Genomic DNA, 18,373 nt, shown 5'->3' on the forward strand with positions numbered 1-18,373 from the left:
TTTGTAAGGTGCACGCGCCCTGACAGGTAAGAATGTCAGGGTGCAGCTCCAGCAACTCTTCAGTCCCTCTGTCCAGCACACGCTCGATGTCATCGGCATCTTCGTGTTCGCGATCTCCGGCGCGCTGCTGGCCGTCCGGAAGAACTTCGACGTGTTCGGCATCGCCGTGCTCGCCGAGGTCACCGCGCTGGGCGGAGGGCTGTTCCGCGACGTGATCATCGGGGCCGTGCCCCCGGCCGCCTTCACGGACCTCGGGTACTTCTTCACCCCGCTGTTCGCCGCGCTCGTGGTCTTCTTCCTGCATCCGCACGTGGAGCGCATCCAGTCGGCGGTCCTCGTCTTCGACGCGGCCGGCCTCGGCCTGTTCTCGGTCTCCGGTACGACGAAGGCGTACTCCTACGGCCTCAACCTGACCGCGTCCGCGACCCTGGGCCTCGCCACCGCGGTCGGCGGTGGCGTGCTCAGGGACGTGCTCGCCAACGAGGTCCCCTCGCTGCTGCGCTGGGACCGCGACCTGTACGCGGTCCCGGCGATCGTCGGCGCCACCATGGTGGTGCTGTGCATCCACTACGACGTCCTGACCTCGTTCACCAGCGGACTCGCGGTGGTCACCGCCTTCGTCCTGCGCCTGCTGGCGATGAAGTACCACTGGCGAGCGCCGCGCGCGTGGAACCGTCGCTCGACGGTGTCGGAGGAGTAGACCCGGCGGACCGACCGGTCCCGGTCAGGGACCGGTCCGCGCCCCTGGCGTGGTTCTGGCCCATCTCCAGGGTCAGCCAGCGGAACACCGTGGTGACCTGCGGCCGCCACAGCGCCATGGTGTGCCCGCCCGCGCTGCGCGGCAGGAACACCACGTGCACGGTCGTCGGCGCCTTGGCGACGGACTCCAGCGCCACGCCGGCCTGGTAGCCGTCGCCCGACTCGCCGGAGAAGTACAGCGCGATCCGGGGCGGTGCGGCCGCCTTCTTGAGAAGCAGGTAAGGATTGTTCTCGGCGCGCAGCGTGGGGTTCTGGGCGGCGAGGGAGTTGCGCTCGCCGATCGGGTCGTTGTAGCCGGACATGCTCACCGCGGCCCGGTACCGGTCCGGGTGCGCCACGGCCAGCTTGACCGCGCAGTGCGCGCCCGCCGAGTACCCGGCCACCGCCCAGCCCTGCGGGGCCGGCTGGGCCCGGAAGTTGTCCGTGACCATCTTCGGCACGTCGATGCTGAGCCAGCTGTCGGCGTTGACCTGGCCGGGGATGTTGGCGCAGCCGGTGTCCACGCCCGCCAGCAGGTTGGTGCGCGGGGCGACCAGGATGAAGGGTGCCACCTGGCCGCTGCGCATCAGCGGCAGCAGCTGCTCGTGCGCCCTCAGCGACCCGAACCAGGCCTTCGCCGAGCCGGGGTAGCCCGGCAGCAGTTCCACGACCGGGAACTTCTTGTTGCGGTAGGCCGGCTCGTTGTACTGCGGCGGCAGCCAGACGTAGACCTCGGCGTTCACACCGGAGACCCGGCCCTTGAGCTGGGTGACGCGCACCCCGCCGGCCGCGCGCATGCCGGGGCCGTCGGCCTGCCCGAAGTTCTGCTTGACCTTGGGCAACCGTTTCAGCGCTATGCCGCCGGTGCCGTCCCGGCCGAGGTCGGCGGCCTGCTGGACGTGGTCGCCGGTGCCGAACAGGTCGGCCCAGTTGTCGTACAGGTTGTTCTGGTTGTTGACCAGTACGAACACCAGCGTGACAGCCGTGCCCTGGGCGAACAGCAGCATCAGCACACGGGCCGCGGCGCGCAGGGGCCTCGGCCCCCGCATCCTCGACCACAGGACGAGCGGCAGTATGACGGCGACCACGGAGAGCACGATGGTCGTGTAGAGGAACGGAGTCCCGGTGAGGCTCATGTCCCCATAGAGGGGAATCGGGGGCCCGGGGTTGTGGACGTGTCGGGACACTTACCTGGAAATTGCCGGAACCTCACCCGGCAGGGGGTCTCACCCCATCCCGCCATCCGCCCGGTGCGGTCTTGTCATCCGCCCGCCCCACGCAAAGCTACCGCTTAGTAATTTCCTGTTGTACGGTTCAGTCATGCCAGAAGCAGCTTCCGCACCCTCCCCCACTCTCGGCTTCGCTCGAGCGGGGGGACCCCCATCGCGGGCCGTGATCGGCGACAGCGAGTTCGACCACGACACCGCGGTCACCCGGCGCGAGCCCGGGGTCTACGACATCGACCTCTCCGCCGGCTGGACCATCATCAACGCCGTCAACGGCGGCTATCTGCTGGCCGTGCTCGGCCGGGCCCTCGCGGACGCCCTCCCGCACCCGGACCCCTTCACCATCTCCGCGCACTACCTGACCGCGTCGCAGCCGGGCCCGGCGGTCGTCCGCACCGAGCCGGTCCGCACCGGCCGCACCCTCTCCACCGGCCAGGCCTCGCTCTTCCAGTACGACGACGACGGCAACGAGGTCGAGCGCATCCGGGTCCTCGCCTCCTACGGCGACCTCGCCACCCTCCCCGACGACGTCCGTACGACGGCGACCCCGCCGGCGATCCCGCCGCTGGACCAGTGCTTCGGCCCGGACGACTCGCCCGCCCCGATCCCGGGCAGCTCGGCCATCACCGACCGGCTCATGCTCAAGCTGGACCCCGCCACCCTCGGCTGGGCGCTGGGCGCGCCCTCCGGCAAGGGCGAGATGCGGGCCTGGTTCGGCCTCGCCGACGGTCGTGACGCCGACCCGCTCTCCCTGCTCCTCGCGGTGGACGCCCTCCCGCCCACCGCCTTCGAGATCGGCCTCAAGGGCTGGGTGCCCACGGTCGAACTCACCGTCCACGTCCGCCACCGCCCGGCCCCCGGCCCGCTGCGTGTGTCGATCACCACACGCAACCTGGCCGGCGGCTTCCTGGAGGAGGACGCGGAGGTCTGGGACAGCGAGGACCGCCTGGTCGCCCAGTCCCGCCAGCTCGCCCGAGCCCGCCTCGCCTGACCGGAGCGGGCCGGTCAGGCCGCCGATCAGGCCCGGTCGAGGGGCCGGCGGCCCATCCAGGCCGCCAGCTGCTCGTAGACGTCCGCTCCCTCGGGTGCCTGGTGGCGGGCGTCGAAGGGGGTGTCCTCGTCGCGGGGGCGGGAGTCGGGCAGCACCTGGCGAGCGGTGGCCAGCGCGAACTCGGCCAGCTCCGGGTCGAGTTCCCCGGGGTGGCCGAGGGCCTCGGAGAGGTCCCAGGTGTGGGTCACGATCTCCATGACGTAGCCGGAGAGTGCCGCGTGGCCGGGGACCTCGCCCCAGGGCACGCGCACCGGGCTCGTCATCCGCTCGTCGGCCTCCCAGGCCTTCAGGACGCGGACGCGTACCTCGTCGTAGGCGGCCGCCCAGCCGTCGTCCACCACGCCCTCGGCGAAGGGGTGGATCGCGAGCCCGTCGCCGCCCTCGCCGACCACGGCGATCCGCCGGGTGCCGCCCACGATGTGGCTCAGCAGGGTCCGTACGTCGAACTCGGTACAGGGCGTGGGGCCGTCGAGCTGCTCGGGGCGCACCGTCTTGATGAGCGCGGCCGCCTGCTCGGTGGCGCGGGTGTAGACGGGGCGCGGGTCGATGGTGTTCATGGGATGCCTCTCCGTAGGTCGGTGCAGTGAGGTTCCCTCGATAACCTGACAGTTTCCGTCATGTTTTTTTCGGCCAGGCTTTTTCCGGGTGGACGACCCGGTACCGTCGCCGTCGATTGCTCCGGTCACCCGCTCGGCGGGATCCTGTCGGCGTGAAGTCCGACCGTCTGCTGTCGATCCTGCTGCTCCTGCAGACCCGGGGCCGCGTCCCCGCGCACGAACTCGCCGACCGGCTGGAGGTGTCGGTCCGCACCATCTACCGGGACGTCGAGGCCCTGTCGGCCTCCGGCGTCCCCGTGTACGCCGAGCGCGGCCGGCACGGCGGCATCGAACTCCTCGCCGGTTTCCGCACGGACGTCACCGGCCTCACCGCCGACGAGTCCCGCGCCCTGTTCATCCTCGCCGCCCAGGGTGCCCACGCCGCGCTCGGCCTCGACGCGGCGCTCGGCTCGGCCCTGCGCAAGGTGATGGCGGCCCTGCCGGCCCCGCACCGGCCCGCCGCCGAGGTCACCAGCCGCCGCATCCTGGTCGACGCCACCCGCTGGCGGAGCGGCCCGCAACAGGCCGTCGACCTGGAGGTGCTCCAGGACGCGGTGTTCTCCGACCGGCGGCTCAGGCTGCGCTACCGGCACAGCGGGGAGCGGGAGCCGCGGACGTACACCGTGGATCCGTACGGCCTGGTCGCCAAGGCCGGGGTCTGGTACCTGGTCGCCGACCGGCGCGGCGCGCCCCGGCTGTTCCGTGCCGACCGGGTGCGCTCGGCACGTCTGCTGGACGACCCGGTGCGGCGCCGGCCCGGTGTCGAACTCGCCGACGTCTGGGAGGTGCTGCGCCGCCAGGTGGAGGAGCGCCCGGAGGACGGGATCGACGTCACGGTACGGATCCGGCGCGAGCGTCTCGACATGTTCCAGCGCATGGCCGCCGCGCAGCTGACCGAACTCCCCGACGACGACGGCGAGAGCGACTGGGTCACCGCCCGGCTGTCCTACCCGGTGCTGCGCGCAGTGAGGCAACTGCTCGCGTTCTCCGACCAGGTGGAGATACTCGACCCACCCGAGGCGCGCGCGGAACTGCTGCGGGCGGTCCGTTCTGTCACGGCCTTGTACCAGGGGGCGGGCCGGAGCGAAGGGTGAAATCCCAGGTGGGCGGCGGTGTTTGAGGTGCGCTTTACCCGATTGACAGGCGACGGACAGCGCGGGCCCAAGAACGCCTTAACCGCCGTTGGTTGAGTGCCCGCCTCAGGATTCCCTCATCTTCCGCGGAGCTGACTCTCATGAAGCGTGCACGCCTCGTCCCCGCCGTCGCCCTGCTGGCGCTGTCCCCGCTGCTGCTCACCGCGTGCGGCTCGGGCGACTCCTCCTCCTCGACCAGCGGCACCTCCGGCCGGCAGGCCTGCCAGGCACCGTCCGGCATGCCGGACGGCGGCACGGGGCGCCGGCCGAGCGGGGCACCGTCCGGCGCGCCTTCGGGTGCCTCCACGGTCAAGCCGACCGGGGCACCGTCGGCTCGGCCGAGCGGTGCGCCCTCGGGCATGCCGAGCGGCGCGCCCGGCGGCGGCCAGGGCGGTCCCGGGGGCGGCCAGGGCGGCGGCTGCGGCGGTCCGGGCGGGGGGCAGGCCGGAGGGCAGAGCGGGGCTCAGGCCGGGGGGCAGGCCGGAGGGCAGGGCGAGGCGCAGGATCAGCAGGGCTGATCGACGGGGCTGATCGACGGGGGCGTACGGCCGTACGGCCGTACGACGGCGGGGGCGGCGCGCTCGGCGGGACGGGCGCGTCGCCCCCGCGCGTGTGCAGCGGCCGGTCAGTCCAGCCAGTGCCGGCGGCCGATGCTGATGAGCCGCATCTGCCGGGTGGCGAGCTGGGCGACGCGCTCCCGCTCGTCCGCGGATCCCTCCAGCGTCTCGAGGAAGAGCGAGGCGGTGATGAGCATCTGGTCGACGTACAGGTGCGCGAGCATCAACACGTCGTCGTCGCTCCAGCCCTCGGCCTGCGGGTCCTTGGCCAGCTCGGCCTTCACCTCCTCGGCGAACCGGGCCAGTTGGGACTGGATGGCCTCGCGCACGGGCTGGACACCGCCGTGCCGCTCGCGGGCGATGAAACGGACGTGGGCGGGATGGGCGTCCACGTGGTGCGCGATCAACTCGATCGCGCGCGTGATGCGCTCCTCGCTGTCGCCCGCCGTGGACACCGTCGTCCGCACCATCGGGTGCAGGCTGCCCAGAGCCTCGTCGACCAGGGCGACGCCGAGGTCGGCGGTGGAGCGGAAGTGCCGGTAGAAGGCGGTCGGGGCGACACCGACGGCGCGCGTGACCTCGCGCAGACCCAGACTGCTCAGGCTCTGCTCCTCCAGCAGCGCGAGCGCCGCGTCCAGGAAAGCCTGCCGGGTCTTCTGCTTCTGGGCCTGCCGGATGCCGAGGGTGTGACTCATGTCATCCAGTTAACAACTGTTCTCTGGAATTTTAAAGCCGCGGGAAGCGCTAGACTCGAAGTCAGTGAACAACTGTTACTACAACTGTTCACCGAAACTTCACAGAGGCCAGACCCAAGGCATCTCGGAGGGGGGATCTGATCCCATGCTGTTCCTCGTCGTCGCACTCATGCTGCTCGGCGTCGTACTGGGCACCGTCGCCCACGTACCGCTGACCGTCACCGTCACCGTCGCCGCTTTCATCGCCGCCTGGCTCGCCGTCTTCGCGATCCGCGAGCGCCACGGCCGCCGCCGCAGCACCTCGGCCAACTGACCTTCCGGATCGACTTCCAGGAGCTGAGCACCATGCAACTCACCGCACCGGCCACCGGCCGCACCGACACCCGCGCGCAGGCGCGGGACGCCGACGGAATGGCCGTGGCGTCCTTCATCCTCGGCCTGCTCGGCCTGCTCGTCCTCAACCTCTTCCTCGGTCCGATCGCCATCGCCCTGGCCGCCGTCGCCCTCTGGCGCGGCACGACCCGCCGCGGCCGCGCCTACCTGGGCCTGACCCTGGGCGTCGCGGACCTGGCGGTCCTGGCCATCGCCATGGAGATGTCCCACACGGTGTCGTGGAGCCTGTGACCAACGACTGAAGGCCCCGAGGACGACGGCGACTGAAGGCCCCGAGGACGACGGGGCTCAGCCGTACCGGCCTGCAGCGCCGGGCGCGCCGCCGCCAACGTCAGGTGCAGCCCACGCAAGGCGCACCCGCAGCTGACGCAAGCCGCACCGGCATCCCGGGCAAGCCGCACCCGCACCCCTCACCAGGCGCCGCGCGGCAAGAGGGCCCACTCGAGGGCAAGCCCCGCTACAAGGGCTCGTAGAATCGGGCTCACCATGGCTTACCTCGACCACGCCGCCACGACCCCGATGCTCCCGGAGGCGGCAGAGGCCCTGACCGCCCAGCTGAGCATCACCGGCAACGCGTCCTCCCTGCACGCCTCCGGCCGCCGGGCCCGCCGCACGGTCGAGGAGTCCCGCGAAACCCTTGCCGAGGCGCTGGGCGCCCGCCCCAGCGAGGTCGTCCTCACCTCGGGCGGCACCGAGGCCGACAACCTCGCGGTGAAGGGCCTGTACTGGTCCCGCCGCGACGCCGACCCGGCCCGCACCCGCGTCCTGGCCAGCCCCGTCGAGCACCACGCCGTACTCGACGCCGTGCACTGGCTCGGCGAACACGAGGGCGCCACCGTCGAGTACCTCCCCGTCGACTCCTACGGCCGTGTCCACCCCGAGGCGCTGCGCGAGGCCGTCGCCCGCAACCCCGAGGACGTCGCCCTGGCCACCGTGATGTGGGCCAACAACGAGATCGGCACGGTCATGCCGGTCCGTGAACTCGCCGACGTCGCAGGCGAGTTCGGCATTCCCCTGCACGCCGACGCGGTCCAGGCCTTCGGCCAGCTCCCGGTCGACTTCGGCACCTCCGGCCTCGCCGCGATGACGGTGTCGGCCCACAAGATCGGCGGCCCCTACGGCATCGGGGCGCTGCTCCTCGGCCGCGAGTACACCCCCGTACCCGTCCTGCACGGCGGCGGCCAGGAACGCCACGTCCGCTCCGGCACCCTCGACGTCCCGGCCGTCGCCTCCTTCGCGGTGGCCGCCCGCGTGGCCGCCGAGCAACAGGATTGGTTCGCCCGCGAGATCGGCGCCCTGCGGGACCGGCTGATCGACGCCGTCCGTGCGGCGGTGCCGGACGCGATCCTCGGCGGCGACCCGGCGCCCGAGGGCCGCCTCCCGGCCAACGCCCACTTCACCTTCCCGGGCTGCGAGGGCGACTCCCTGCTGCTCCTGCTGGACGCCCAGGGCATCGAGTGCTCCACCGGCTCCGCCTGCACCGCGGGCGTCGCCCAGCCCAGCCACGTCCTGCTGGCCACCGGAACCGACCCGGACCTGGCCCGCGGCACCCTGCGCTTCTCCCTCGGCCACACCTCCACGGACGCCGACGTCGAGGCCCTGGCCAAGGCGATCGGGCCGGCCGTGGAGCGGGCTCGGGCGGCGGGGCTGACGTAGGACCTGACGTAGGACCGGCGGGGCTGACGCAGGACCGGCGGAGCCGACGCAGGACGGGCGGGGCCGGCATGGGACCGGCGTGCCCCCTCAGGTCCGCGCCCGCCGCACCAGCCCCAGGTAGCGGTCCCAGTCCCAGTGGCGCCCGGGGTCCGTGTGGTCCGTCCCCGGCACCTCCACGTGCCCGATGACGTGCTCCCGGTCGACGGGTATGCCGTAGCGCCCGCATATCGCCGCCGTCAGTCGCGCCGAGGCCGCGTACATCGCGTCCGTGAAGGAGGAGGGGTCCTCCACGAAGCCCTCGTGCTCGATGCCGACGCTGCGTTCGTTGTACTCCCGGTTGCCCGCGTGGAAGGCCACGTCCAGCTCGCGGATCAGCTGGGTGATCCGGCCGTCCTTGCGCACGATGTAGTGCGCCGCGGCGCCGTGCGCGGGGTCCTGGAAGACCTTCACCGCCGACGGGTAACCGCCCTGCGTGACATGGATGACCACGCGGTCGATCCGGTAGTCGTCCGGCCGGTCCGCCCGCCGGTAGTTCGCCGTCGAGGCCGGCACCCAGCGCGCGCCCCGGAAGTCGACGGCCCCGGCCACCCGTGGCTTCTCCACCCCGGGCAGTCGCCACCACAGCCGGGACAGCTCGTCGCGGGCCAGCACGGCCGTGCCCACGGCGGCCGCGGCCCCGCCGACGAGCAGGGCGCGCCGCCCCAGCCGCCGGTCCCCGTCCTTCGCCGGCGCCTCGGTCGTCTCCTCAGTCGTCGCCCCCATGTGATCGTCAACGGATATCCGGCGGCCCCGGTTCCCGCGCCCCGTACCCTGGAAGGGCTATGACTGACACCCCGCAGCGCCCCCGCCCCCTCCGCGTCCTCGCCGCCATGTCCGGCGGGGTCGACTCCGCCGTCGCCGCCGCGCGGGCCGCGGAAGCCGGCCACGACGTCACCGGCGTCCATCTCGCGCTCTCCGCGAACCCCCAGTCCTTCCGCACCGGCGCGCGGGGCTGCTGCACCATCGAGGACTCGCGCGACGCCCGCCGCGCCGCCGACGTCATCGGCATCCCGTTCTACGTGTGGGACCTCGCCGACCGCTTCCGCGAGGACGTCGTCGAGGACTTCATCGCCGAGTACGAGGCCGGCCGCACCCCCAACCCCTGCCTGCGCTGCAACGAGAAGATCAAGTTCGCCGCGCTGCTGGACAAGGCGCTGGCCCTCGGCTTCGACGCCGTCTGCACCGGTCACTACGCGAAGGTGATCGTCAAGGAGGACGGCTCCCGCGAGCTGCACCGCGCCTCCGACATGGCCAAGGACCAGTCGTACGTCCTCGGCGTCCTGGACGAGAAGCAGCTCGCCCACGCGCTGTTCCCGCTCGGCGACACGGTCACCACCAAGGAGGAGATCCGCGCGGAGGCCGAGCGCCGGGGCCTGGCGGTCGCCAAGAAGCCCGACTCGCACGACATCTGCTTCATCGCCGACGGCGACACCCAGGGCTTCCTGGCCCAGCGGCTCGGCAAGGCCGAGGGCGACATCGTCGACGAGTCCGGCGCCAAGGTGGGTACGCACGAGGGCGCGTACGGCTTCACGATCGGCCAGCGCAAGGGGCTGCGCATCGGCACCCCGGCCGCCGACGGCAAGCCGCGCTACGTCCTCGACATCTCCCCGGTGAACAACACGGTGACCGTCGGCCCTGCCGCCGCTCTGGACGTCACCGCGCTGACGGCTGTCAAGCCGCGCTGGTGCGGCAGCGCCCCGTCCGGCCCCGGCACCTACACCGCCCAGCTCCGTGCCCACGGCGGCGAGACCGAGGTCACCGCGGAACTGGTCGACGGCGAACTGCGCGTCGGCTTCACCGAGCCGGTCCGCGGTGTCGCCCCCGGCCAGGCGATCGTCCTGTACGACGGCACGCGCGTGGTCGGCTCGGCCACGATCGCTTCGACCACACGCGCGGCGGCAGCGGCGGTCTGACCGGCCCGCTCAGCGGGTGAGGAAGTCGGCCAGCACCGGGCCGAGAACGCCCGGTTCCACCATGTGGGTCTGGCCCTCCAGCACCCGGTACGTGCCCTGGGGCAGCGCCTGCGCGAGCGCGCGGTTCGCCTCGAGCATCCACGCGGGGCTCGCCCCGCCCGCGGCCACGAGAACGGGCACGGAGATCGCGGCCAGCCGCTCGCGCGGCAGCAGGCCGTCGCCCATGACGGCGTCGTCGTACGCCAGGCTCGGTGCGACGGCCTCCATGCCGGCCCACATGGGCGACTCACGCGCGCCCCGGATCATCTCCTCGCCCAGGCCCGTCAGACGCAGGAACAGCTCCACCGCGTCCCCGCGCCGGCCCTCGGCCAGCGCCTCGTTCAAGCTCTCCTTGTACGCGGCCTCCCGCTCGGCGCCGCCGTCCAGGAAGTCCGCGAACGGCACCTCGTACACGGCCGCCTGACGCACCGGCAGGCCGCTCGCCGCCGCCTCCAGCACCAGCGCACCGCCCGAGGAGACCCCGAACAGCGCCGCGGCACCGCCCACCGCCTCGATCAGCGCGGCCAGGTCCTCGACCTCGCGCTCGACCGCGTACGGTTCCGTGTCACCGCTCTCACCACGGCCCCTGCGGTCGTAGACGACGGCCGTGCAGCGGTCCGCGAGCCGGTGCGCCAGGGGCGTCACGGTGCCGCCGGTGGACATCGCGCCGCTCACCAGGATCACCGTCGGCCCCTGGCCGATCACTCCGTACGCGACGGAGGTGCCGTCGCGGGAAGTCGTCATCTTGTCCATGCCGGTGCAGACTGCCGTACGGCACGGAATTCAGCGGTCACGACACGTCGACCTCGTAGAAGCAGTAGTGGTCCCTGATCTCCGCCACGCCCGGCTTCGGGTCCGGGTACGCCCACACCAGGTCGGGCGCGTCCGGCAGCGACCAGTAGGACGCGGTGCCCTTGAAGGGACAGACGGTGTGGGTGTCGGAGGGGGTGAGCAGGTCGAGGCGGACGTCCTCGGCGGGGATGTAGTACCGCACCGGAGAGCCGGTTTCGCGCAGTACGAGGGGACGGTCGGTCTCCGCGAGCACTTGGTCGCCGTGCACCACGCGCACGTGCTGCGTGCCCCGTTCGATGGTGATCGTGTGTCCTGTGGCCATGTCCGAACAGCGTGCGCGGGCCCGTACTTCTTCCCGCGTACGGTGGGGAACATGAACATCTGCGTCTTCCTCTCCGCCGCCGACCTCGACGAGCGCTACACGCGCCCAGCGCGTGACTTCGCGGAACTGCTCGGCAAGGGCGGGCACACCCTGGTCTGGGGCGGTTCCAACGTCGGTCTGATGAAGGTGGTCGCCGACGGGGTGCACGAGGCGGGCGGCAGGCTGCTGGGCGTCTCCGTGGAGTTCCTCGCGCTGAAGGCGCGGCCCGGCGCCGACGAGATGGTCATCGCCGCCGATCTCGCCGAACGCAAGAAGCTGCTTCTGGAGAAGGCCGACGGCGTGGTGATCATGGTGGGCGGCACCGGCACGCTCGACGAGGCCACCGAGATCCTGGAGTTGAAGAAGCACGGCCGCACCGAGAAGCCGGTGGTGCTGCTGAACACGGCCGGCTTCTACGACGGCCTCCAGGAGCAGTTCCGCCGCATGGAGGACGAGGGTTTCCTGCCCCGCCCGCTGTCCGAGCTGGTCTTCTTCGCCGAGGAGCCGGCCGGTGCACTGGCCTACCTGGAGGCGTCCCTGCGCGCCCGATGATGCGAGCATGGCGCTCATGGCTACACATGTGATCACCGGGGCCGGTTCCGGTATCGGCGCGGCCGTCGCCCGCCGTCTGCACGCGCGCGGGGACGAACTCGTCCTGCACGCGCGCGACGCCGGCCGTGCGAAGGAGCTGGCCGCCGAGTACCCCGGGGCGCGCACCCTGGTGGGCGACCTGGGCGACCCCGACAAGCTCTCCTGGGCCTTCTCCCACCAGACGCTCCCGGACCGGGTCGACTCGCTGCTGCACATCGCCGGAGTCGTGGACCTCGGCGAGGTCGGCGAGCTGACCCCCAAGTCCTGGCGCCACCAGCTCAACGTCAACCTGGTCGCCCCGGCCGAGCTGACCCGGCACTTCCTGCCCCAGCTCCGCGCCGCCCGCGGCCATGTGATCTTCGTCAACTCCGGCGCCGGCCTCAACGCCCACGCCGGCTGGTCCGCTTACGCCGCCTCCAAGCACGGTCTGAAGGCCCTGGCCGACTCCCTGCGCCACGAGGAGCACGGCAACGGTGTCCGCGTCACCTCCGTCTACCCCGGGCGCACGGCCAGTCCCATGCAGGCCAAGGTGCACCAGCAGGAGGGCAAGGACTACGACCCCGACCGGTGGATCGACCCCGAGTCGGTCGCGACGACGATCCTGATGGCCCTGGACCTGCCGAGGGACGCGGAGGTCAACGACCTTACGGTGCGGCCGGGGCGGTGACCACGGGAGGGACCTCGCCCCCCGCCGCCCCTACTCTCACTTCCCGGCCGGCCGAGCCGAATGCTGCGGCCACTTCTCGGCCCACCGAGTCGGGTGGCAGGTGGGCACAGGCCGGGGGTCCAGGGGGCGGAGCCCCCTGGTGCGTCGTACGGCATACGCTTCCGGGGTGAGTGAGACCAGCCATTTCACCTTCAGCTCCGCCACCGGCATCGGGTCCATGCCCGGAGGGGACGCCCGGGAGGCCGCCAAGACCGTCACCGGCAGCTTCGAGGACTTCGTGTTCCTGCCCGAGCTGCCCGCGCGAGGCCCCGGCGCCGACATGATCGGACGGACCGCGGGCATGCTCGTCGAGCTGTACGCGCGCGTGGAGCCCAGCGGCTGGCGGATCGGCGACCGGCCGGGCCGCGACACCAAGCGGGCCCGGTCCTGGTTGGGCGAGGACCTCGACGCCCTGGAGGAGTTCACCCAGGACTACGAGGGCGACCTCAAGGTGCAGGCGGTCGGGCCGTGGACGCTGGCCGCCGCCCTGGAGCTGAAGAACGGCGAGTCAGCCCTGTCGGACCCCGGCGCCTGCCGCGACCTCGCCGGCTCGCTGGCGGAGGGCCTGCGGCTGCACCTCGCCGAGATGCGACGCCGTGTCCCGGGTGCCCGGCTCGTCCTCCAGCTCGACGAGCCCTCCGTCACCGCCGTACTGCGTGGACAGGTCCGCACCGCCAGCGGCTACCGCACGCACCGGGCCGTGGACCGGCAGGTCGTGGAGGCCGCCCTGCGGGACGTCATCGGAGTGCACGACGGGGGGCCCGTCGTGGTCCACTCCTGCGCGCCCGACGTCCCGTTCGCCCTGCTGCGCCGGGCCGGCGCGGCCGCCCTCTCCTTCGACTTCTCGCTCCTCACCGAACGTGACGACGACGCCATCGGGGAGGCCGTGGAAGGCGGTACCCGGCTGTTCGCCGGTGTCGTCCCGGGCACGGACGGCCCATTGTCAGACCCTGCCGGTAGCGTCATGGGTGTCAGGACGCTGTGGCGCAGGCTGGGGCTGCATCCGGGGTTGCTCGCGGAGGCGGTCACGGTCACCCCGGCGTGCGGTCTCGCGGGCGCTTCCCCCGCCTACGCGCGCCAGGTGCTCGCCCACTGCGTCCAGGCGGCGAGATCACTCGCGGACAACCCAGAGTAACGGGAGGACAACACGGTGGCCGGCGACAAGCAAGCGGAGACGACGGCGGTGCCCGCCGAGGCCCGCGAGAAGCACGCCCTGCTCGCGGAGCAGGTCGAGGAGCACCGCTTCCGGTACTACGTGAAGGACGCTCCCGTCATCAGCGACGCGGAGTTCGACCAGCTCCTGAAGACGCTCGAGGCGCTGGAGGAGCAGTACCCGGAGCTGCGCACGCCGGACTCGCCGACCCAGAAGGTAGCGGGGTCGTACGAGACGGAGTTCACCGCGGTCGAGCACCGCCAGCGGATGCTCTCCCTGGACAACACCTTCAACGACGAGGAGCTGGCCGCCTGGGCCGACCGCATCGCCCGGGAGCTGGGTGACCAGGAGTACCACTTCCTGTGCGAGCTGAAGGTGGACGGCCTCGCCGTCAACCTCACCTACGAGCGCGGCCGTCTCACGCGCGCCGCCACCCGCGGCGACGGCCGCACCGGCGAGGACATCACCCCGAACGTCCGTACGATCGCGGAGATCCCGGACCGCCTCCAGGGCGACGACGTCCCCGACCTCGTGGAGATCCGCGGCGAGGTCTACTTCCCGATGGAGAAGTTCGAGGAGCTGAACGCCCGCCTGGTCGCGGCCGGCGACAAGCCCTTCGCCAACCCCCGCAACGCCGCCGCCGGTTCGCTGCGCCAGAAGGACCCGCGGGTCACCGCCACCCGCCCGCTGCACATGGTCGTCCACGGCATCGGCGCCCTGGAGGGCTTCACGGGCATGACCCGCCTCTCCCAGGCCTACGACCTGCTGAAGACCTGGGGTCTGCCCACCTCCCCGCACAACCGGGTGGTCGACGACCTCGACGGCGTACGGGAGTTCATCGCTCACTACGACGGCGAGAACCGCCACTCCGTGGAGCACGAGATCGACGGCGCCGTCGTCAAGCTGGACGAGATCCGGCTCCAGGGCCGCCTCGGCTCCACAGCCCGGGCCCCGCGCTGGGCGATCGCCTACAAGTACGCGCCGGAAGAGGTCAACACCAAGCTCATCGACATCAAGGTGGGCGTCGGCCGCACCGGCCGCGTCACGCCGTACGCCCAGGTCGAGCCGGTCACGGTCGCGGGCAGCGAGGTCGAGTTCGCCACCCTGCACAACCAGGAGGTCGTCAAGGCCAAGGGCGTGCTCATCGGCGACACCGTGGTGATCCGCAAGGCCGGTGACGTCATCCCGGAGATCCTCGGCCCCGTGGTCGACCTGCGGGACGGCACCGAGCGGGAGTTCGTGATGCCGAGCGAGTGCCCCGAGTGCGGGACGCCGCTGCGGCCCATGAAGGAGGGCGACATCGACCTCCGCTGCCCCAACGCGCGCACCTGCCCCGCCCAGTTGCGCGAGCGGGTCTCCTACCTCGCCGGCCGTGAGTGCCTGGACATCGAGCACTTCGGCGCGGTGGCCGCGGCGGCGCTGACCCGCCCGCTGGAGCCTGCCGACCCGCCGCTGGTGGACGAGGGCGACCTGTTCGACCTGACGGTGGAGAAGCTGCTGCCCATCAAGGCCTACGTCCTCGACCCGGACAGCGGCCTGCCCAAGCGGGACCCCAAGACGGGCGAGGAGAAGGTCGTCACGGTCTTCGCCAACCAGAAGGGCGAGCCGAAGAAGAACACCCTCGCGCTGCTGGAGAACATCGAGGCGGCCAAGCAGCGCCCGCTCGCACGTTTCCTCAACGGGCTGTCCATCCGGCACGTCGGCCCGGTCGCGGCCGAGGCACTGGCCCGTGGCTTCGGCTCGATCGACCGGATCGAGGCGGCCACCGAGGAGGAGCTGAAGGACACCGACGGCGTCGGCCCGATCGTGGCCGCCGCCCTCAAGGAGTGGTTCGCCGAGGAGTGGCACCGCGAGATCGTCCGCAAGTGGAAGGCGGCCGGAGTCCCGCTGGAGGAGGAGTCGTCCGGCGAGGACGAGGGGCCGCGCCCGCTGGAGGGTCTCACCGTCGTCGTGACCGGCACGCTGGAGAACTTCACCCGGGACGGCGCCAAGGAGGCGCTGCAGAGCCGCGGTGCGAAGGTGACCGGTTCGGTTTCGAAAAAGACCTCGTTCGTCGTGGTGGGCGACAACCCGGGATCGAAGTACGACAAGGCCATGCAGCTCAAGGTTCCGGTTCTGAACGAGGACGGTTTCGGGGTCCTGTTGGAGCAGGGGCCCGAGGCGGCGGCGGAAGTTGCGCTTCCGACCGGGGAGTAGCGGTTGAAGGCCACCCGTTCGGCGCATATCAGTTGCATACGGGTGGCCCGGGCGCATTCGGGCAACCGTCGACGACCGCTGCCCGAGGAAGCCTTCTGCGGCCTACTGTTGAGGTGTGCGCCTGCCGTGCCCAGCTGCGGCTGGGGCATCCCCCTGCCCGGGAAGGGCACGGGGAAGGTTTCTTCGACGCGGAGCCGCTGATGGTTGTCGGGCATCGGGCCGCGTGGCGTGGGCACCGCCGGCTGTGAGAGGGACGGGAATGGAACCGACCGAGAGCGCCGCCCCGGACTCACGGCTGCGCCTGCGCCGCCGTGCGGTCGCGTGGCGGGGGACCCGGTGGACCGGGTGGGGCGCGCAGCGCACGGGCACCCGGGCGCGCCCGGCCGGACCGGGCACCGCCGCCGAGGCACACACGCCGGTCCCGCTGGCCATCGAGCCCGCCCCCGTGCTGTCCGGCACCGACCCCGAACGGCACCTGTCGTTGCCCCCGCTGCCCGCGGGCCTCGTGGCGGCCGCCGGATTCGCCCTGGGCGCGGGCTTCTACCGCGCCTTCTCCGGCAACCACGCCCTCTTCCCGGGCGGCACGCTCGGCTGGTCGCTGGCCGTGCTCACCGGCATCATCGTCGGCCACCTCGTGATGCTCGGCCGCGCCCGCTGGTGGGGCGGCACCGGCTCCGGCGCGGCCCTCACCCTCGCCGTCCTGCTGCTGTACGGCTGGGTGCCCGCCGGGATGGTCAGCCTCACCGTCGTGGTCCTGGTCGGCATAGCCAGGCGGAACTGCTGGCGGCAGGGCGCGCTGCACGGCGCGGTGGACATCCTCGGGATCAGCGCCGGCGCCCTGGTGCTCGGCTCCTTCGGGCGCGTACCGACCGTCGAGGATCCCTGGAGTCCCGACAGCTGGAGCATCACCACGGTGCCCGAGGTGGTGCTCGTCGCCGCCGCCTATCTCGCGGTCAGCCGCGGCCTGCTGTGGTACCTGCACGCACCGCGGGGCGGCGGACTGCCCACTGTCGCCCGCACCGCCCTGGTCAGGCAGGGCCTGGTCGCCGTCGCCCTGCTCGGCATCGCCCCGCTGGTGTGCGTGGTCGCCGACGCCCAGCCGATCCTGCTCCCGCTGTTCGCCATCCCGCTGATAGCCCTCGACTCCACGCTGTGGATGGCCCGGGCGCGGGCCGAGGAGCAGCTCCGCGACCCGCTGACCGGACTGCCCAACCGGCAGTGGCTGCTGGAGCGGATCTGGACCGCCCTCGACGACGCCGAGCGCATAGGCGCCCGCACTGCCCTCATGCTGATCGACCTCGATCGTTTCCGGTCGGTGAACGACACCCTCGGTCATCTCGCCGGTGACCGGCTGCTGCTGCAGATAGCCGACCGGCTGCGGATCGCCCTCCCGCGCGGCGCGGAGGCCGCCCGGCTCGGCGGTGACGAGTTCGCCGTCTTACTGCCCGTCGCCGACTCCACCACCTCCGCCACACGGGTCGCCCGCGGCCTGGTCGCCGCCCTCAGCTCCCCGCTCGACCTCGACGGGCTCACCCTCGTCCTGGAGGCCAGTGCCGGGGTCGCCGTCTTCCCGGACCACGCGCTGGACGCCGAGGGGCTGCTGCGGCGGGCCGACGTGGCGATGTACCAGGCGAAGCGGGACCGCACGGGCGTCGAGGTCTACGAGTCCAAGCGGGACTCCAACACCCCGGACCGGCTGGGCCTGCTGGGCGATCTGCGCCGGGCGCTGGACGCGCACGAGGTGCAGCTGCACTACCAGCCGAAGGTCCGCTTCGACGGACAGGTCGCCGGCCTCGAGGCGCTGGTGCGGTGGGTGCATCCCGAGCGCGGGAAGGTGCCGCCGGACGAGTTCATAGCGATAGCCGAGTCCTCGGGGCTGATGCCCCATCTGACGGAGTACGTGCTGGAGACCGCGCTCGCGCAGGTCGCCCGGTGGCGGGCCCAGGGGCTGCGGGTGCCGGTGGCCGTGAACGTCTCCCCGCGCGACGTCCACACGCCCGGCTTCGCGGGCTCCGTCGCCGCCCGGCTGGCCCGGCACGGAGTCCCCGCGGGAGCGCTCCAGCTGGAGATAACCGAGCACGTGCTGCTGGAGGACCCGCAGCGGGCCGCCGACACCCTCGCCGGGCTCACCGGGCACGGCGTGAAGATGTCCCTGGACGACTTCGGCACCGGGTACTCCTCGCTGGTGCATCTGCGGCGGCTGCCGGTGAGCGAGCTGAAGATCGACCGGTCCTTCGTGGCCCGGCTCGCGGTGGACGCCGAGGACGCGGAGATCGTGCGCTGCACGATCGACCTGGCGCACTCGCTGGGGTTGCTGGTCGTCGCCGAGGGCGTGGAGGACGACGAGACCTGGGAGCGGCTGCGGGATCTCGGGTGCGACGCCGTGCAGGGGTGGCTGGTCGCCGCGGCGATGCCTCCGGAGGAGACGACGGCCTGGCTGCGGGCGCGTGGGTCTCGCGGGTGGCAGCGGCCGCGCGCCGCGCTGCCGGCTGCCGAGTAGTTTTCCCACCCGCCCGCCGGTACAGCTTGGCCGGGCCG

General features: G+C 72.2%; 19 protein-coding genes. 13 read left to right on the forward strand and 6 right to left on the reverse strand.

Translation table 11 applies throughout. From position 1 onward, the window contains the following. The first annotated feature begins 40 nt into the window (after nucleotides 1-40). Nucleotides 41-700: a trimeric intracellular cation channel family protein gene (locus ACWC5O_RS26710; protein WP_450590476.1), complete on the forward strand. Its 660-nt coding sequence runs from the start codon at nucleotides 41-43 to the stop codon at nucleotides 698-700. Here the strand turns inward: ACWC5O_RS26710 and ACWC5O_RS26715 are convergent. After that, nucleotides 609-1,874, reverse strand: coding sequence for an alpha/beta hydrolase (locus ACWC5O_RS26715; RefSeq protein ID WP_450590475.1), 1,266 nt, complete (start codon nucleotides 1,872-1,874; stop codon nucleotides 609-611). The two genes, ACWC5O_RS26710 and ACWC5O_RS26715, sit on opposite strands and share 92 nt — an antisense overlap. A 184-nt stretch (nucleotides 1,875-2,058) precedes the next feature. Between ACWC5O_RS26715 and ACWC5O_RS26720 the strand changes: the two genes are divergently transcribed. Continuing rightward, complete coding sequence (locus ACWC5O_RS26720; RefSeq protein ID WP_450590474.1) at nucleotides 2,059-2,955, forward strand: thioesterase family protein; 897 nt, start codon at nucleotides 2,059-2,061, stop codon at nucleotides 2,953-2,955. 26 nt (nucleotides 2,956-2,981) lie between these two features. On the opposite strand, the gene ACWC5O_RS26725 is transcribed toward ACWC5O_RS26720, so the two are convergent. Beyond that, complete coding sequence (locus ACWC5O_RS26725) at nucleotides 2,982-3,572, reverse strand: TIGR03086 family metal-binding protein (RefSeq protein ID WP_450590473.1); 591 nt, start codon at nucleotides 3,570-3,572, stop codon at nucleotides 2,982-2,984. 152 nt (nucleotides 3,573-3,724) lie between these two features. On the opposite strand from ACWC5O_RS26725, the gene ACWC5O_RS26730 reads away from it, so the two are divergent. Both ACWC5O_RS26730 and ACWC5O_RS26735 read left to right on the forward strand, forming a co-directional pair. Continuing rightward, a complete protein-coding gene (locus ACWC5O_RS26730) occupies nucleotides 3,725-4,705 on the forward strand; it encodes a helix-turn-helix transcriptional regulator (protein WP_450590472.1) in 981 nt (326 codons plus the stop codon). Between the two features lie 140 nt (nucleotides 4,706-4,845). After that, complete coding sequence (locus ACWC5O_RS26735) at nucleotides 4,846-5,262, forward strand: hypothetical protein (protein ID WP_450590471.1); 417 nt, start codon at nucleotides 4,846-4,848, stop codon at nucleotides 5,260-5,262. Nucleotides 5,263-5,369: 107 nt separating this feature from the next. Here ACWC5O_RS26735 and ACWC5O_RS26740 read toward each other — a convergent pair whose 3' ends face one another. After that, nucleotides 5,370-5,996: a TetR family transcriptional regulator gene (locus ACWC5O_RS26740; RefSeq protein ID WP_393480644.1), complete on the reverse strand. Its 627-nt coding sequence runs from the start codon at nucleotides 5,994-5,996 to the stop codon at nucleotides 5,370-5,372. Between the two features lie 145 nt (nucleotides 5,997-6,141). Here ACWC5O_RS26740 and ACWC5O_RS26745 point away from each other — a divergent pair, with 145 nt between their 5' ends. The 3 genes from ACWC5O_RS26745 to ACWC5O_RS26755 all read left to right on the forward strand — a co-directional run bounded on the left by ACWC5O_RS26745 (nucleotide 6,142) and on the right by ACWC5O_RS26755 (nucleotide 8,045). Further along, nucleotides 6,142-6,309, forward strand: a complete 168-nt coding sequence (locus ACWC5O_RS26745) for a hypothetical protein (protein ID WP_450590470.1) — start codon at nucleotides 6,142-6,144, stop codon at nucleotides 6,307-6,309. 32 nt (nucleotides 6,310-6,341) lie between these two features. Continuing rightward, nucleotides 6,342-6,620, forward strand: coding sequence for a DUF4190 domain-containing protein (locus tag ACWC5O_RS26750; RefSeq protein WP_450590469.1), 279 nt, complete (start codon nucleotides 6,342-6,344; stop codon nucleotides 6,618-6,620). A 255-nt stretch (nucleotides 6,621-6,875) separates the two neighbouring features. Next, nucleotides 6,876-8,045 (forward strand): cysteine desulfurase family protein, encoded by a 1,170-nt coding sequence (locus ACWC5O_RS26755; RefSeq protein ID WP_450590468.1) that lies wholly within the window; start codon nucleotides 6,876-6,878, stop codon nucleotides 8,043-8,045. A gap of 87 nt (nucleotides 8,046-8,132) precedes the next feature. On the opposite strand, the gene ACWC5O_RS26760 is transcribed toward ACWC5O_RS26755, so the two are convergent. Further along, the gene (locus ACWC5O_RS26760) at nucleotides 8,133-8,807 is read right to left on the reverse strand and encodes an N-acetylmuramoyl-L-alanine amidase (RefSeq protein WP_450590467.1); all 675 of its coding nucleotides are present in this window, start codon (nucleotides 8,805-8,807) and stop codon (nucleotides 8,133-8,135) included. Between the two features lie 59 nt (nucleotides 8,808-8,866). Here ACWC5O_RS26760 and mnmA point away from each other — a divergent pair, with 59 nt between their 5' ends. Next, entirely contained in the window at nucleotides 8,867-9,997 is a 1,131-nt protein-coding gene (gene mnmA / locus ACWC5O_RS26765; protein ID WP_450590466.1) for a tRNA 2-thiouridine(34) synthase MnmA, read from the forward strand. A gap of 9 nt (nucleotides 9,998-10,006) precedes the next feature. Here mnmA and ACWC5O_RS26770 read toward each other — a convergent pair whose 3' ends face one another. Further along, the gene (locus ACWC5O_RS26770) at nucleotides 10,007-10,789 is read right to left on the reverse strand and encodes an alpha/beta fold hydrolase (protein WP_450590465.1); all 783 of its coding nucleotides are present in this window, start codon (nucleotides 10,787-10,789) and stop codon (nucleotides 10,007-10,009) included. Nucleotides 10,790-10,826: 37 nt separating this feature from the next. Beyond that, nucleotides 10,827-11,150, reverse strand: a complete 324-nt coding sequence (locus tag ACWC5O_RS26775) for a DUF427 domain-containing protein (protein ID WP_450590464.1) — start codon at nucleotides 11,148-11,150, stop codon at nucleotides 10,827-10,829. A 51-nt stretch (nucleotides 11,151-11,201) separates the two neighbouring features. Here ACWC5O_RS26775 and ACWC5O_RS26780 point away from each other — a divergent pair, with 51 nt between their 5' ends. The 5 genes from ACWC5O_RS26780 to ACWC5O_RS26800 all read left to right on the forward strand — a co-directional run bounded on the left by ACWC5O_RS26780 (nucleotide 11,202) and on the right by ACWC5O_RS26800 (nucleotide 18,335). Beyond that, nucleotides 11,202-11,741 (forward strand): LOG family protein, encoded by a 540-nt coding sequence (locus tag ACWC5O_RS26780; RefSeq protein ID WP_450590463.1) that lies wholly within the window; start codon nucleotides 11,202-11,204, stop codon nucleotides 11,739-11,741. Nucleotides 11,742-11,757: 16 nt separating this feature from the next. Further along, the gene (locus tag ACWC5O_RS26785; protein ID WP_450590462.1) at nucleotides 11,758-12,447 is read left to right on the forward strand and encodes an SDR family oxidoreductase; all 690 of its coding nucleotides are present in this window, start codon (nucleotides 11,758-11,760) and stop codon (nucleotides 12,445-12,447) included. Nucleotides 12,448-12,613: 166 nt separating this feature from the next. Then, nucleotides 12,614-13,621, forward strand: coding sequence for a methionine synthase (locus ACWC5O_RS26790; RefSeq protein ID WP_450590461.1), 1,008 nt, complete (start codon nucleotides 12,614-12,616; stop codon nucleotides 13,619-13,621). Between the two features lie 15 nt (nucleotides 13,622-13,636). Next, nucleotides 13,637-15,835, forward strand: coding sequence for an NAD-dependent DNA ligase LigA (gene ligA / locus ACWC5O_RS26795; protein WP_450590460.1), 2,199 nt, complete (start codon nucleotides 13,637-13,639; stop codon nucleotides 15,833-15,835). A 259-nt stretch (nucleotides 15,836-16,094) separates the two neighbouring features. Next, nucleotides 16,095-18,335, forward strand: coding sequence for a putative bifunctional diguanylate cyclase/phosphodiesterase (locus ACWC5O_RS26800; RefSeq protein WP_450590459.1), 2,241 nt, complete (start codon nucleotides 16,095-16,097; stop codon nucleotides 18,333-18,335). Nucleotides 18,336-18,373 lie beyond the last annotated feature (38 nt).

The organism is Streptomyces sp. NPDC001450, from assembly GCF_053597295.1.

What these genes read in the sequence shown, in the direction of transcription:
- ACWC5O_RS26780 (WP_450590463.1), top strand. Translation starts at nt 11,202, where the DNA reads ATGAACATCTGCGTCTTCCTCTCCGCCGCCGACCTCGACGAGCGCTAC.
- ACWC5O_RS26775 (WP_450590464.1), bottom strand. Translation starts at nt 11,150, where the DNA reads ATGGCCACAGGACACACGATCACCATCGAACGGGGCACGCAGCACGTG.
- ACWC5O_RS26725 (WP_450590473.1), bottom strand. Translation starts at nt 3,572, where the DNA reads ATGAACACCATCGACCCGCGCCCCGTCTACACCCGCGCCACCGAGCAG.
- ACWC5O_RS26740 (WP_393480644.1), bottom strand. Translation starts at nt 5,996, where the DNA reads ATGAGTCACACCCTCGGCATCCGGCAGGCCCAGAAGCAGAAGACCCGG.
- ACWC5O_RS26785 (WP_450590462.1), top strand. Translation starts at nt 11,758, where the DNA reads ATGGCTACACATGTGATCACCGGGGCCGGTTCCGGTATCGGCGCGGCC.
- ACWC5O_RS26750 (WP_450590469.1), top strand. Translation starts at nt 6,342, where the DNA reads ATGCAACTCACCGCACCGGCCACCGGCCGCACCGACACCCGCGCGCAG.
- ACWC5O_RS26770 (WP_450590465.1), bottom strand. Translation starts at nt 10,789, where the DNA reads ATGGACAAGATGACGACTTCCCGCGACGGCACCTCCGTCGCGTACGGA.
- mnmA (WP_450590466.1), top strand. Translation starts at nt 8,867, where the DNA reads ATGACTGACACCCCGCAGCGCCCCCGCCCCCTCCGCGTCCTCGCCGCC.
- ACWC5O_RS26755 (WP_450590468.1), top strand. Translation starts at nt 6,876, where the DNA reads ATGGCTTACCTCGACCACGCCGCCACGACCCCGATGCTCCCGGAGGCG.
- ACWC5O_RS26735 (WP_450590471.1), top strand. Translation starts at nt 4,846, where the DNA reads ATGAAGCGTGCACGCCTCGTCCCCGCCGTCGCCCTGCTGGCGCTGTCC.
- ACWC5O_RS26720 (WP_450590474.1), top strand. Translation starts at nt 2,059, where the DNA reads ATGCCAGAAGCAGCTTCCGCACCCTCCCCCACTCTCGGCTTCGCTCGA.
- ACWC5O_RS26760 (WP_450590467.1), bottom strand. Translation starts at nt 8,807, where the DNA reads ATGGGGGCGACGACTGAGGAGACGACCGAGGCGCCGGCGAAGGACGGG.
- ACWC5O_RS26745 (WP_450590470.1), top strand. Translation starts at nt 6,142, where the DNA reads ATGCTGTTCCTCGTCGTCGCACTCATGCTGCTCGGCGTCGTACTGGGC.
- ACWC5O_RS26800 (WP_450590459.1), top strand. Translation starts at nt 16,095, where the DNA reads ATGGAACCGACCGAGAGCGCCGCCCCGGACTCACGGCTGCGCCTGCGC.
- ACWC5O_RS26715 (WP_450590475.1), bottom strand. Translation starts at nt 1,874, where the DNA reads ATGAGCCTCACCGGGACTCCGTTCCTCTACACGACCATCGTGCTCTCC.